Genomic DNA, 14,399 nt, shown 5'->3' on the forward strand with positions numbered 1-14,399 from the left:
CCCTCTCAATCGGCCCATTGCAGTTTCGGCTTCAATTGGCTCCAGTTATCAGGTCTTAAAAAAGTATGACTGACAAGTCTCATCAGTGCGTGATCGTTGGCATCGCAGGTGCATCCGCATCCGGAAAAAGTCTCATTGCCAGCACGCTCTATCGTGAAATCCGTGACCAGGTCGGTGACGAGCATATCGGTGTGATCCCCGAAGATGCCTACTACAAAGATCAGAGCCACCTCACCATGGAAGAGAGGGTGAAAACCAACTATGACCATCCTAGCGCCATGGACCACGATCTGCTGCTGCAGCATCTGCGCGCTTTAAAGGCAGGTCAGGATATTGAGTTACCGGTTTACAGCTATGTTGAGCATACGCGCACCACGGACTGTATTCATCTCAAGCCGAAAAAGTGATTATCCTTGAAGGCATTCTGCTGCTGACCGATGCGCGTCTGCGTCAGGAGATGAACTTCTCCATCTTCGTGGATACCCCGCTGGATATTTGCCTGATGCGCCGCATGAAGCGCGATGTGAATGAGCGTGGCCGTTCAATGGATTCCGTGATGAGTCAGTATCAGAAGACCGTGCGTCCGATGTTCCTGCAATTTATCGAGCCCTCAAAGCAATACGCTGACATTATCGTGCCGCGCGGTGGGAAAAACCGTATCGCCATCGATATTCTCAAAGCCAAGATTAACCAATATCTCTGAAAATACTGCGTCCGGATGGACGTGACGCGTGAAGGTTGTCACAACAGCGGCGACCTTTCGCTACACTTAAAGCATGGAGACTCAGCGATGAGATTATGCGACCGCGACATTGAAGCCTGGCTCGACAACGGTAAACTGGTGATTGATCCCCGTCCGCCGGTCGAACGCATAAATGGCGCCACCGTGGATGTCCGCCTCGGCAATCAGTTCCGCACCTTTAGCGGCCATACCGCGCCATTCATCGACTTAAGTGGTCCTAAGCATGAAGTCAGTGCTGCGCTGGATCGTGTGATGAGCGATGAGATTGTGTTGCCGGAAGGCGAAGCGTTCTTCCTGCACCCAGGCGAACTGGCGCTGGCAGTCACGCTGGAGTCGGTCACGATTCCTGATGATTTGGTGGGTTGGCTGGATGGTCGATCTTCACTGGCGCGTCTGGGTTTGATGGTGCACGTCACGGCGCACCGTATCGATCCGGGCTGGCAGGGACGTATCGTATTGGAATTCTATAACTCGGGTAAGCTGCCGCTGGCGCTGCGTCCGGGAATGTTAATCGGTGCATTAAGCTTTGAGCCCTTGTCTGGCCCGGCAGCACGTCCTTACAACCGTCGCGAAGATGCAAAATATCGCGGCCAGCAGGGTGCAGACGCGAGCCGTATCGACAAAGACTGATGTTCGCCTACATTATTCAAGGTGCGGCAAGGCGGCAAAAAAGTGAATCTTCAGAAGCGACATACGTCAGTGACTGAGGTGAATGAGCGCAGCCAACGCCGCTGCAGCATGAAGAATGACGGTGATGAGGGATTATGAGAAGAGTGATAACTACGCTGGCCATCCTGTTAGTGGTGGTGGTGGCGGGCATGACAGCACTGGTGTTGCTGGTCAATCCCAACGACTTTCGTACCTATATGGTGCAGCAGGTACAACAGCGCAGTGGTTATCAGCTTGAGGTAAGCGGTGATTTGCGCTGGCACGTCTGGCCGCAGCTCAGCATACTCGCCGGGCGCATGAGCCTGACCGCGCCTGGTGCCAGTCAACCGATGGTCACCGCCGAAAACATGCGCCTGGATGTCAATCTTTGGCCACTGCTGTCGCATCAACTGAGCGTCAGCCAGGTGATGCTAAAGAACGCAGTGATTCGCGCCACGCCGGACAGTGCCGCGCAAAAGCCCACCGGTTCACCGGTCGGCCCGGTCGATGCCGATCCCGTTGCCGGCGGCAATACGGGCTGGTCATTTGATATTGGCAAACTGCGTGTTGCCGATAGCCTGCTGATTTGGCAGCAGCCGGGTGGCGAAGAATATAACTTCCGTAATCTCAATCTCAACCTCGATCAGGATGCCAGCAAAAATGCCAGCATCGAACTCGCCACGCGTATTTCTCGCAATCAGCGCAATGTCAGCGTCAATCTCAAAGGGCAGATGAACGTAGCGCAATATCCACATCGCCTGGTCGGGCAGTTGGATGAGATGGATTACACGCTGGACGGTGCCAATCTTCCTCCGCAGGGCATTAAAGGTTCGCTGAGCGGTCAGGGCGAGTGGAACGGTGACAAGCAGCAATTTTCGCTGCAGAAAATGCAGCTCACGGCCAATGACAGCACGCTGGATGGCAGCGCCGAAGGGCGTTTAACCCTTCCACAGCAGCTGAATCTGGCTTTGCATGCCACCACACTCAATCTTGATAATCTGATGGCCAGCGCGCCAGCCAGCGACAATAGCACCGCGCAGCACGCCAGCGTGACGCGCACGCCGGTGATTGCTGAACCGCGCATGCGTGACAATGCGGATTCACCGCTGAATCTGATGGATCTCACGCTGAGTCTCAATGCGGATAGCAGCGTGTGGCGCGGCCTGACGCTGAGCAACCTGCAAATTGATGCCAGCAATCAGGAAGGTCTGATGACGCTGACCAGGCTGCAGGGGAAAATTGGCGAGGGCCACTTCTCCGTTCCGGGCAGCATTGATATTCGTCAGCCGGTGACGCAGGTGGCCCTGCAACCGGAAATCGAAAACATCGCGATTGCGCCGTTATTAAAAGCGCTGGAGTTGCCGGATAGCCTGCAGGGCACCGTGTCACTGAAGGGTGAGGTGAGCGGGGCAGGGCTAAGCGTGGAAGAGGCGAAGCGTAACTGGCAGGGCAAGGCAGAACTGGAAGCCACTAATCTGCAGTTGGCGCAGCTGAATCTGCAACAGATGGTGCGCCGTGCGGTGGCACGCGTTAGTAATCGCGTCAGTAATGATGAGCCTGACGATCAGGGCATCCAGCAGTTAAGCGGTCGCGTTAGCCTCAGTCAGGGCAAAATTGTGATGCCGGACCTGCAGGGCGGCAGTAATCGCCTGGCGGTACAGACCAAAGGCAGCATCGATGTGGTGAATCAGCAGATGGATGTGACCATGAATATGATGCTGCGCGGCTGGAAGGGTGACGATAAGCTGGCGGGCGTGCTGAACGATCAGGCGATCCCACTGCGTATGTTTGGCGGCTGGAATAATCTGCAGTACTCACTGCCGGTGGACGATGTGGTGCGTCAGCAGTTGCAGAGTGAGGCGAAGTCTCGTCTGAATGAGTGGCTGGATCGCCAGCAGCCAGCGAAGCAGCCGTAAATTCTGCTGCACATTAATTTGTGACCCATCTGTATGCAGCGGCGCAATTTATTGCATATCGTTTTGCGAGCCATCCGCAGCGGCGCAATTTATTGCGCCATGTGTGGCCCTGGCACGATCTCTACCTTCTGCACCCGATGATTCTCCACCTGCAAGGTACGCAAAAGATAATCGCCCACCTGCAATTCTTCACCCTCCGCGGGGACGTGCTGCAAGCTATCCATTAGCAAGCCTGCAAGGGTGTGATAATTGCGCTTCTCATCCAGCGGCAAATGCACGTAGGCCGCTAAATCTTCTAACGGCATATGCCCATTCGCTATCCAGCCGCCGTGAGGTAATGACTGAATATCGTAGCGCGCATCAATCTCCCCGCCTTCATTCGGCAGATTCCCGGCAATCGTCTCCATCAGATCGCTTAACGTCACCACGCCTTCGACCGAACCAAACTCATCAACCACAAAGGCGAAATGCGTGCGGGCATGACGGAACTGCTCCAACGCCTGTAATAAGGTCAGACGCTCAGGGAAGATCAGCGGCTGTTTCACCAGCGATCGCAAATCCAGTGAACGGCTGTGCAGCGACTGATGAAGCAAATCGATGACGTGGACCACGCCCAGCGGATCCTGACCGCGTTCGGTAATCAGGATACGCGTGTGCTGATTGTTATCCAGTTTTGTCATGATGGCGGCCGGCTCTTCGCTCAGGTCGATATGCTCAATATCGTGGCGCGAGGTCATGATGCTGCTGATATGTCGCTGCCCTAAGCCCAGCACGCGTGCAATCATGCGCCGTTCCTGGCGGTTGAATAATGCACCCTCGTCACTGTCGCTGAGTAATGAGGCGGTATCGGCGTCCAGTTCCGCGTGCTGTGCTTCACCGCGCAGGATACGCAGCACGGCTTCTGAAGTGCGCTGGCGCAGCGGGCGTCCGGCAGTGAGGTAGCGACGGCGATTGAATATCGCCAGCTGGTTAAACATCTCGATCAGAATGGAGAAGCCGATGGCGGCGTAGAGGTAGCCTTTCGGAATAATAAAGCCCAGCCCTTCAGCCACCAGGCTAAAGCCAATCATCAGCAGGAAGCTTAAGCACAGGATCACAATGGTCGGATGACCATTCACAAAGCGGGTCAGCGGCTTACTGGCCAGCAGCATTAGCAATATGGCCACGGTCACCGCCGCCATCATCACGGGCAGCTCGTTAACCATCCCCACCGCAGTAATCACCGCATCCAGCGAGAAGATGGCATCCAGCACCACAATTTGCGCTACCACTGGCCAGAATTTAGCACCGTTTTTACTTTGACCTTCATCTTCGTCACTGCCCTCCAGCCGACTGTTCAGTTCGGTGGTGGCTTTATAAAGAAGAAACAGGCCGCCGGATAACAGCAGCAGATCGCGCGCGCTGAAGTTGTGCTGCCACAAAGTAAACAACGGTTGGGTGAGCGTCACCAGCCATGAAAGCGACGCCAGTAACAGCAGACGCAGCAGCAACGCCAACAGCAAACCAATCACACGGGCACGGTCGCGCGCCGCTGGTGGTAATTTTTCAACCAGAATGGCGATAAAACCAGGTTATCGATACCCAACACCAGTTCGAGAACGATTAGCGTGGCTAACCCTGCCCACAGCGACGGATCGAGGATCCACTCCATCATGCTTTCATCACCTGAATGTCTGAAAATGCGTTTTGTCTGATGATAGTTAATCGCTGCCCAAGGTTCAAATTGGCGGCATTGCCTTCACCTAACGCGTTGCCCTGGGTTTTAGGCATATTCTGATCGCGGTAATTTTGTCGATAAGATGAAAGTATGGATAAACATCTCAGCAGCGCGATTGTCACTATTAATTGTAATCAACAGGCGCAAGTGACCATTTTTAAAGCGAAGAGGTCTGAGGGAGAGTATCGAATTAATCTGAATTTTACACCGGAATGGGCTGAAAGGGATGGCATCAATACTTATGGCTGGTAGTCTTTTTCCTAAAATAGTGCAGGGAACACGGGGCCTACTTGTAAACAAGCCAGTAATAACTAGTATAGCAACGTGTTAGTAAATGTCTGCGCCGATGTTGTTATTAGCGCGCTGTTTAGCTTCCTAATGTTGTGAATTGTGATCGTGCACGGGATAAGTCTGCTTCTGGCTAAGAATAATCTCAGTGTGCGCGATAGAAATAGATGTGTTTGCAGCGGTATTGGCAGCGACAGCCAAGGGCGGTAGCGTGCCTGAAGTGCTTTTCTCTGTTCAGAATAGGTCTGGAATTGTGGCAAAGGAAGTCAGACTAATCTGTTGGTATTTATTACAATTCTTTGGCTTTACTAATTAAGGAATTGGCGTAAACACCGGAGAGTTCGCCGCAGATTGCCTCCCCAATGCAGTGGATGTATCGCTCATTTATTACACAGGCTGGGGCGTTAGGGATTAAGGAAATAAAATAAAAGAGTTAAATATGCGCGATAAAGAAATTACATATAAAAGTCTCCTCACAAAAATTTTACTGGCGTGCTCGGATTTAATTTGTTTCAACGCAGCGTTGTTTATTGCATTAGCGCTGGTTAATTCGTTCACAGATTCTCCACTGGCAGATATTTCTGAAAAGTACCTGCATTTAAAAATCGCTACACATGTCTGTCTTTCCCTTATTTGTGTAGGCTGGTTCTGGGTTCGTCTGCGTCATTACACTTATCGCAAGCCATTCTGGTTCGAACTCAAAGAGATCTTTCGTACCATTCTTATTTTCTCTGTCATCGATTTGTCAATTTCAGCGTTATCACAATGGCAGATGTCGCGCTTTGTTTGGGTCACTACCTGGATTCTGGCGTTGATATTACTTCCACTGGCGCGCGCCATTTCTAAGCGCGTACTGAATCATCTCGGTATGTGGAAGAAACAAACCATCATCATTGGCAGCAGCCGTAATGCACAGGAAGCCTGGCAGGCGCTGCAGAGTGAAGAGGTGATGGGTTTTGACGTGATTGCCTTCTTTGATGTCGATGGCAGCTGCCCGCAGGCGAGCATTGCTGGCGTTCCGGTGTTGCACAATGAACAAGAGCTGTGGCAGCTGACCAACAGCGAAACCCAGTTCATCGTGGCGGTGGAATTTGAACAGAGCCAGCATCGCGACAACTGGCTGAAAATGCTGGCGAAGCACAATTGCCGCTCTGTCTCAGTGATCCCAACCCTGCGCGGTGTTCCGCTTTACGGCACCGACATGGCTTACATCTTTAGCCATGAAGTGATGATTCTGCGCGTTAATAACAATCTGGCGAAACGCACCTCGCGCTTCGTGAAACGTGCTTTCGACATTGTCGGCGCGCTTGGCATCATCCTCGCGTTGTCACCTGCTCTGCTGGTGCTGGGCTTTTTGGTCGGACGTGACGGCGGCCCGCCAATTTATGGCCACGAACGTGTCGGCATGAATGGCCGTAAATTCAAGTGCCTGAAATTCCGCTCGATGGTGATTAACTCGAAAGAAGTGCTGGAAGAAGTGCTGCGCACCGATCCGGTGGCACGCGCCGAGTGGGATAAAGATTTCAAACTGAAAAACGACCCGCGTATTACCAAAGTGGGCCATTTCATTCGTAAAACCAGTCTGGATGAATTGCCGCAACTGTGGAACGTGGTGCGCGGCGACATGAGCCTGGTGGGCCCGCGTCCAGTGATCGAAGACGAACTGTGTCGTTATGCCGGTGATGTTGATTATTACCTGATGGCGAAACCGGGTATGACGGGATTGTGGCAGGTGAGCGGTCGTAACGACGTTGACTATGAAACGCGCGTCTATTTCGACTCGTGGTATGTGAAAAACTGGTCGCTGTGGAATGACATCGCGATTCTGTTTAAGACCGTGGGTGTCGTGCTGAAACGCGATGGCGCTTATTGATAGTGAAAGGGCAGGGGACGAAGTCATTATCCCCGTCTGAAAATGCCGGTGCAGGGAGTGCCTTAACTGACAACTGCCATTATCGAGCCTGAATAGAGTGGATGGTTAACGGTTGGTTGATGATCCACTTTAATTGATGTCGTCTCAGGGCACGGTGACAACATAAAACCAAGGGAGCGAATAATAATGACCCACAGTTTCAGTGTTTAATCCGTCACGTTTATTTTTTTAAGACGCTACACAGCGGCGTTTTCGCCTCTATCGATCATTAACTGATAGCGAAGAATCAGATGATAATGAAAATTAAATTGATACCTTTACTGGTATCCGCGACTTTTCTCTCCGGGTGCACCATTGAACCAGGTTCGCACCTTTCCACTAGCGGAAAAGATGTCATTGAGCAACAGGATAGCAACTTTGACATCGACAAGTATGTAAACGTCTTCCCGCTGACGCCGCGTCTGGTTGAACAGATGCGTCCTAGGCCACTGGTTGCGCAGGCCAACCCGGCGCTGCAAACCGAAGTACAAAGCTACGAATACCGCGTGGGCATCGGCGATGTCCTGAACGTGACCGTCTGGGATCACCCAGAGTTGACCACCCCAGCGGGACAGTATCGTAGCGCCAGTGACACCGGTAACTGGGTACAGGCCGATGGCACTATTTTCTATCCGTACATTGGTAAAGTGCGCGTTGTTGGCCGCACCGTGACGGAGCTGCGTGCTGAGATTGCTCGCCGCCTTGCTCAGTTCATTGAGAGCCCACAGGTCGACGTCAACATTGCGGCCTTCCGCTCGCAAAAAACCTACGTGACCGGTGCGGTTACCACTTCAGGTCAGCAGGCGATTACCAACATCCCGCTCACCGTGCTGGATGCCGTTAACGCCGCTGGTGGCTTAGCCGCCGATGCCGACTGGCGCAACGTGGTGCTGACGCATCAAGGCAAAGAGCAGCGTATTTCACTGCAGGCGCTGATGCAAAACGGCGACCTGAGCCAGAACCATCTGCTCTATCCGGGCGATATTCTCTACGTCCCGCGTAACGATGATTTGAAAGTCTTCGTGATGGGCGAAGTGAAGCAGCAAAGCACGCTGAAGATGGACCGCAGCGGCATGACGCTGGCTGAAGCGCTGGGCAACGCACAGGGTATGGATCAAACCACCTCCGATGCGACTGGCGTATTCGTTATTCGTCCGAATCGCGGCGCCGACCGCACCAAGATTGCCAACATCTATCAGTTGAATACCAAAGATGCGGCATCGATGGTGATGGGCACCGAATTCCAACTTGAGCCGTACGACATCGTTTACGTCACTGCGACGCCAATTACCCGTTGGAACCGTGTGATTTCCTCACTGTTGCCGACCATCGTAGGTATCGATGATGCCAGCGAGGCAACGCTACGTTTCCGTAACTGGGGTAACTAAGGTTTCCGCATGATTAAGTCCGTGTTAGTCGTCTGTGTCGGCAATATTTGCCGCTCCCCAACCGGGGAGCGTCTGTTTCAACGCGCACTGCCTAAAACTCGGGTGGCTTCAGCGGGGCTCGGAGCCCTGAAAGGTTACCCGGCAGACCAGACCGCCAGCGATGTCGCCGCCAAACACGGCGTGTCGCTGGAGGGGCATCAGGCTCAACAACTCACGGCCAGTATGTGCCGTGACTATGACCTGATTCTGGTGATGGAGAAGCGTCACGTTGAGCAGGTTAATCGCATTGACCCAGCCGCTCGCGGAAAAACCATGCTGCTTGGGCATTGGCTCAACCAACAGGAAATTGCGGATCCGTACAAAAAAAGTCGCGAGGCCTTTGAAGAGGTCTACGGGTTACTGGAAAACGCTACCCAGAAATGGGTTAACGTACTAAGCCGATAGTTGGGAATATCCATGAATATTAAAAACAAGGTTATGACCGCGCCAAAAGAAGATTCGAATGGATGGGATCTGGCGCATCTTGTGGGACAGCTGATTGATCATCGCTGGATCATCGTTGCCGTCACCGCCTTCTTCATGCTGGCAGGAACGCTCTACACACTGTTTGCTACACCGATCTATAGCGCCGATGCCATGGTGCAGGTTGAGCAGAAGAACACCGCATCCGTGCTGAATGAACTGCAGGATGTGATTCCAACGACACCTGCTTCCGACACTGAGATTCAAATCCTCGAATCGCGTATGGTGCTGGGCAAAACGGTCAATGACTTAGGTCTGGATACCGTGGTGGCGCAGAATTATTTCCCGGTGATTGGTAAAGGCCTGTCGCGCCTGATGGGCACCAAGCCATCTGAAATCGCTATTTCTCGCCTGGAAATTCCGCGCACCATCGATAAGCGTACGGTGCAGGTGGAAGTGACTGGCCCGCAGACTTATACCGTTACCAGCGATGGTGATGAGCTGTTCAAAGGCCGCGTGGGTCAGCTGGAGCAGCACGGTGAAGTTACTATGCTGGTCAGCGGCATCCAGGCCGATGAAGGTACCAGCTTCAACGTCACCAAACTCACTGACTTGCAGGCCATTAGAGGAGTGTTGGGCGCGCTGACCGTTGCCGATAAAGGCAAAACTACCGGTGTGCTGGGTCTGGAATATCAGGATGAAGATCCTGTGCGTGCCAGCCAGGTTCTGAACCAGATAGTGAACAACTATCTGCTGCAAAACGTTGAGCGTAAATCTGAGCAGGCGGAGAAGAGCCTTGAGTTTCTGCGTAACCAGCTGCCACAAGTACGTAGCGGTCTGGACGTCGCGGAAGACAAGCTGAACACCTATCGCCGCCAGAATGAATCGGTTGATATGTCGCTGGAAGCTAAATCTGCTCTCGACTCTTCTGTCAGCGTGCAGAGCCAGCTCAACGAACTGACTTTCAAAGAAGCTGAAGTTTCGCAGCTGTTTACCAAAGATCACCCAACTTACCGTGCGCTGTTAGAAAAACGCAAAACGCTGGAAGATGAGCAAGCAAAACTCAACAAGAAAATATCCGGCATGCCGCAAACTCAGCAAGATATCTTGCGTCTGACGCGTGATGTGCAGTCAGGCCAGGAAATCTACATGCAGTTGCTGAACCGCCAGCAAGAGTTGGGTATCAGTAAGGCCAGCACCGTGGGTGATGTGCGCATTATCGATGGTGCAGAAACCGCCGGTAGCCCGGTTGCACCGAAGAAAGCGCTGATCATTGCCGCCAGCCTGATTTTGGGTCTGATTCTGTCGGTTGGTCTGGTGCTGCTGAAAGCGATGTTCCATCACGGCATTGATAATCCAGAGCAGTTGGAAGAGCTGGGCATGAACGTCTACGCCAGTGTCCCTCTGTCTGAATGGCAGCGTAAGAAAGATACCGAAGCATTGGCGCGTCGTGGTCACAAAGAGAAGAGTGACCCACACCACACGCTGCTGGCACTGGGTAACCCGACTGACCTGTCTATCGAAGCGATTCGTAGTCTGCGTACCAGCCTGCACTTTGCGATGATGGAAGCGAAAAACAATATCCTGATGATCACCGGTGCGAGTCCGGGCATTGGTAAAACCTTTATCTGTGCCAACCTTGCGACATTGGTATCGAAAGCAGGTCAGCGCGTACTGTTTATCGATGGTGATATGCGTCGCGGCTATACCCACGAGCTGTTGGGTGCGGAAAACAAATCGGGTCTGTCTAACGTGCTGTCCGGTAAGAGTGAATTCTCACCGAACATGATTCAGAAGGGCGTCTACGGCTTTGATTTCCTGCCACGCGGTCAGGTACCACCGAATCCATCTGAGCTGCTGATGCATCGTCGCATGAGTGAGTTGCTGGATTGGGCGAGCAAAAACTATGACCTGGTGCTGATTGATACACCACCTATCCTGGCGGTTACCGATGCCTCAATCATCGGTAAGTTGGCCGGCACGTCCCTGATGGTGGCGCGCTTCGAAACCAACACCACCAAAGAGTTGGATGTCAGTTACAAGCGCTTCGCACAGAACGGGATTGAGATTAAAGGTGTCATCCTCAACGCCGTGGTGCGTAAAGCGGCGAACTCCTACGGTTATGGCTACGACTATTACAACTACGAATATAAACAGAAAGTGTAACGCACCCTGTTATTGACTTAGAGGCGGCATCTGCCGCCTCTTTTTGCGTAAGGAATGACACCATGGCACCCTATTGGGTTATATCCGGACTGTTGCTTCTGATTTCATTGAGTGAGCTTATTGTCAAAAAAGATGAGCGCACTTCGGGTCTGATGCTCTACCTGCTGTGTATCTCAACCGCTATCCTGATTGTGTTTGCCGGGATTCGAGGTTTAGGTACTGGCATGGATGATCAGCAGTATCGGTCATTTTATACCGGCTTCATTGAGAGTCTGCAGATCAACGGCTTTAGCGCCACAATCGCGCTCTTCCGTTATGAGCCGCTGATTTTTGCCATCGCCTGGCTAACCAGTCTGGTTTCCAGTAATGCTGACACTTTCTTATTTGTATTCAGTATCCTGGCGGTAGTCACCAATGCGGTGTTCTTCCGTAAAATGTCACCGTATCCGATCCTCGCGCTGGCACTGTATTCCGCCCACATCTACATCAACAAAGACATGAACCAGATTCGCTTTGGTCTCAGCTCTGCGCTGTTTTTGGGTGTGCTCTGGTGTCTGTATCTGAAGCGTTACTGGGGAGCGTTCGGTTTTTTCCTGCTCTCTTTCTTCAGCCACAACACCGGGATTATGGTGGTCACGGTCCTGCCATTCCTATTTATCCGTCAATGGCGTTATTGGCCGGTGCTGATTATCCTGCTGAGCATCCCGATGTCGAAGTTCGGCGGGACAGGCTTTATCAGCTTGATCAGTGCGCATATGGGATCAATGGGGGAGAGGGCGGAAGGCTACAGTGCTGAAACATCGAATACTGCGGATGGCAGCATCTTCTCGGTTTCTAACCTTAAAAACATCATGCTGGTGTGTATTTTTGTCTATTTCATGCTCACCGATGAATTGAAACGCAACAACTCTGAGCAGTGGCGTTTTAACTATCTCATGATTGTGACCTTCGCGCTGGGCGGGGCAATCAGGATCTTCTTCTATAACTATTCATCCGGGGCAAGGCTTTCCAACTACCTGTTGCAAGTTGAACCCATTCTACTGACCACGTTGATCTATCAATCGCGGCAATTATTAAAACCGGCGATGTTCGCGATGTTCAGTTTCTTTCTGGTTTATTACCTCTACTACAACACCATCTCGCAGAAACAGGCCGTTGTCGGCTACGAGGTGGCGCAGGAGTTCAAAATCTTTAGGTAATGGAGAGGTAACATGACGAGAAAATTAATGGTTTTAGCCCTCGCGCTGGCGCCCCTTGCGGCGCTGGCGGCACCGGGTTTAAGCACGCTGCAGATTGACGCATTTGGTGATTCCACCACTGCCGGTGTCATCAGCAAAGACCGTAAAAGCAGCATCACCAAAGCCAGTGAAATCGGTGAATTGACGCAAATGTTGCAACAGCAATATGGCGATCGGGTCAACATCGTGGTGAAAAACCACGGCGTTCCCGGTGCGCAGGCCGCTGAGCTGCTGTATCCGCATGGTGGCGATGATCAAAGCCATTGGGAGGATTTAATGAAAACCTCCCCGGCCAAAATCGTTCTGATCAACTATGCCATCAACGATGCCCGACACTATTTTTTCAAGGATAAGGATGTGCACCTTGAAAGCCCTGAAGAGTATGGGCGGATTATCACGCGCCTGGTTGAAGTGGCGAAGCAGAACCATAAACAGGTTATTTTGCAGGAGCCGAATCCGATTTGCGGCAAAGCGGAACGCTGGAATGTTTGGCCCTACGTCTGGCAGCTCAACCAGGTGGCTAAACAGCAACAGGTTGCCGTGGTTCAGCAGTATAGCGTGATTAAAAAAGATCGTGATTGGCAGTCGCAAATGTCCGACGACTGTATTCATCCGCTGGAGTCACTGTATAAAGCCAAAGCGGATCGTACCTTTAGTATTGTTAGCCCACTTGTTCAGCAAAGTCTTGCGCAGCAAAGCCCCTAACCTTGTTGTGTCGATTTTATAAGGGATCCTGATATGTACATCATGATTATGGTGGTTTCATTCTGTCTTGCGTTGCTAATTTTACATGCCTGCTCCTATCATCGCGGTATTTATAATGATAAAGGCGTGAAGAGTATTTCGGGCCTGCGTGCTTTTCTTGCCAGCATTGTCGCCTTTTCTCATTTTGTTCATTATATCTACGGGCTGGATCAACCGTGGATTTATGATAAAAACTATTTTGCCTGGTTCTCTGAGGGCAACTTTTTTGTGAACTCGGGTAAGTTCGGCGTGCTGCTGTTCTTTATGATTTCGGCTTTCCTTTTTTATCGCTGGCTGGATAACGACACGCTCACCCCTGCGCAGTTGACGGGGAAACTCTGGCGTTCACGCGTCCGACGTATCGTCCCGATGTTTTGGTTCTCAGGTTTCGTTATTTTTACCATTGGTGCGCTGCAAGGTGCGCTGGTGCCGCCATTGCAAGCAGCGAAAGATGCCGTTTTATGGCTGCTGTTCATTGGCAGTTACAACGTTGGCGAGCTGTCTACGGCGGTGGTGAACTCCGGCGTGGAGTGGACGCTGCGTCTGGAATGGCTGCTGTACTTGTCTATTCCCATGATTTATTTCCTCAATCGTTTAACGCGCGGGAAATACAAAACCCTGCTGATCCTCTCGTCTATCGGCGTTATTTTCATCATTGCCGTGGCGTTGCGCTTGTATGGCAAAACCTATACCGATCCGCGCCCGGTGCTCGGCTTTGCGATGGGGTATTTTGCATATAAGTACCGCGATAGATTTGTTGGTCTACGCCATTCCCGCAGTGCGGCATTCCTCAGTCTTGGATTGGCCGTCTTCTCTCTGTTCTTCACGTCGAATACCTTCTTCTATGTCATTTTCCTGATTTCCCTGACGGTGATCTTCTTTGTTGTCAGCAGCGGTAATTCGCTGATGGGACTGCTGGAAAATAAGACCTTGATGTCGATTGGTGAAGTGAGCTACAGCCTGTATTTGATTCATGGCGTGGTGCTGTACGGTATTGAGCAAATCCCGCCGACGTTATATGCGCATAATTACTGGATGTTCACGCTGTTATCAACACTGTTCTTTGTTGCGGCGTTTTATGTCGCAAAAATGACCTATCTTTGGGTGGAAAAACCGTTTATCGGTAGCAGTGGCGGTAAGTCTAAAGCAGCAACCAAAGCAGCAGCCGAAAATTAAGA

9 protein-coding genes and 2 pseudogenes are annotated in these 14,399 nt (G+C 51.9%); 10 read left to right on the top strand and 1 reads right to left on the bottom strand.

Annotated elements, in window-relative coordinates:
• The first annotated feature begins 65 nt into the window (after positions 1-65).
• The 3 genes and pseudogenes from udk to asmA all read left to right on the top strand — a co-directional run bounded on the left by udk (position 66) and on the right by asmA (position 3,306).
• A pseudogene (gene udk, locus HA45_RS24070) lies at positions 66-703 on the top strand (uridine kinase).
• Between the two features lie 87 nt (positions 704-790).
• Positions 791-1,372 carry a dCTP deaminase gene (dcd, locus tag HA45_RS24075; RefSeq protein WP_100700999.1) on the top strand — a complete coding sequence of 194 codons (582 nt, stop codon included), beginning with the start codon at positions 791-793 and terminating at the stop codon, positions 1,370-1,372.
• 134 nt (positions 1,373-1,506) lie between these two features.
• Positions 1,507-3,306: an outer membrane assembly protein AsmA gene (gene asmA, locus HA45_RS24080; RefSeq protein WP_100700998.1), complete on the top strand. Its 1,800-nt coding sequence runs from the start codon at positions 1,507-1,509 to the stop codon at positions 3,304-3,306.
• A gap of 89 nt (positions 3,307-3,395) precedes the next feature.
• Here the strand turns inward: asmA and HA45_RS24085 are convergent.
• Positions 3,396-4,960, bottom strand: a pseudogene (locus HA45_RS24085) (TerC family protein).
• 790 nt (positions 4,961-5,750) lie between these two features.
• On the opposite strand from HA45_RS24085, the gene wbaP reads away from it, so the two are divergent.
• The 7 genes from wbaP to HA45_RS24120 all read left to right on the top strand — a co-directional run bounded on the left by wbaP (position 5,751) and on the right by HA45_RS24120 (position 14,397).
• Positions 5,751-7,184, top strand: a complete 1,434-nt coding sequence (wbaP, locus tag HA45_RS24090; protein ID WP_100700996.1) for an undecaprenyl-phosphate galactose phosphotransferase WbaP — start codon at positions 5,751-5,753, stop codon at positions 7,182-7,184.
• Between the two features lie 296 nt (positions 7,185-7,480).
• A complete protein-coding gene (locus HA45_RS24095) occupies positions 7,481-8,611 on the top strand; it encodes a polysaccharide export protein (protein WP_100700995.1) in 1,131 nt (376 codons plus the stop codon).
• A gap of 9 nt (positions 8,612-8,620) precedes the next feature.
• Complete coding sequence (locus tag HA45_RS24100; protein WP_100700994.1) at positions 8,621-9,055, top strand: arsenate reductase/protein-tyrosine-phosphatase family protein; 435 nt, start codon at positions 8,621-8,623, stop codon at positions 9,053-9,055.
• Positions 9,056-9,067: 12 nt separating this feature from the next.
• On the top strand, positions 9,068-11,239 hold the full coding sequence (gene wzc, locus HA45_RS24105; RefSeq protein ID WP_100700993.1) for a tyrosine-protein kinase Wzc: 2,172 nt from the start codon (positions 9,068-9,070) through the stop codon (positions 11,237-11,239).
• Positions 11,240-11,301: 62 nt separating this feature from the next.
• A complete protein-coding gene (locus tag HA45_RS24110) occupies positions 11,302-12,438 on the top strand; it encodes an EpsG family protein (protein WP_100700992.1) in 1,137 nt (378 codons plus the stop codon).
• A 12-nt stretch (positions 12,439-12,450) separates the two neighbouring features.
• Positions 12,451-13,182 carry an SGNH/GDSL hydrolase family protein gene (locus tag HA45_RS24115; RefSeq protein WP_100700991.1) on the top strand — a complete coding sequence of 244 codons (732 nt, stop codon included), beginning with the start codon at positions 12,451-12,453 and terminating at the stop codon, positions 13,180-13,182.
• 126 nt (positions 13,183-13,308) lie between these two features.
• The gene (locus tag HA45_RS24120; protein ID WP_240629186.1) at positions 13,309-14,397 is read left to right on the top strand and encodes an acyltransferase family protein; all 1,089 of its coding nucleotides are present in this window, start codon (positions 13,309-13,311) and stop codon (positions 14,395-14,397) included.
• The last annotated feature ends 2 nt before the right edge of the window (positions 14,398-14,399 follow it).

Source organism: Pantoea rodasii (assembly GCF_002095465.1).
In the GTDB taxonomy this organism is placed as follows: Bacteria; Pseudomonadota; Gammaproteobacteria; order Enterobacterales; family Enterobacteriaceae; genus Pantoea; species Pantoea rodasii.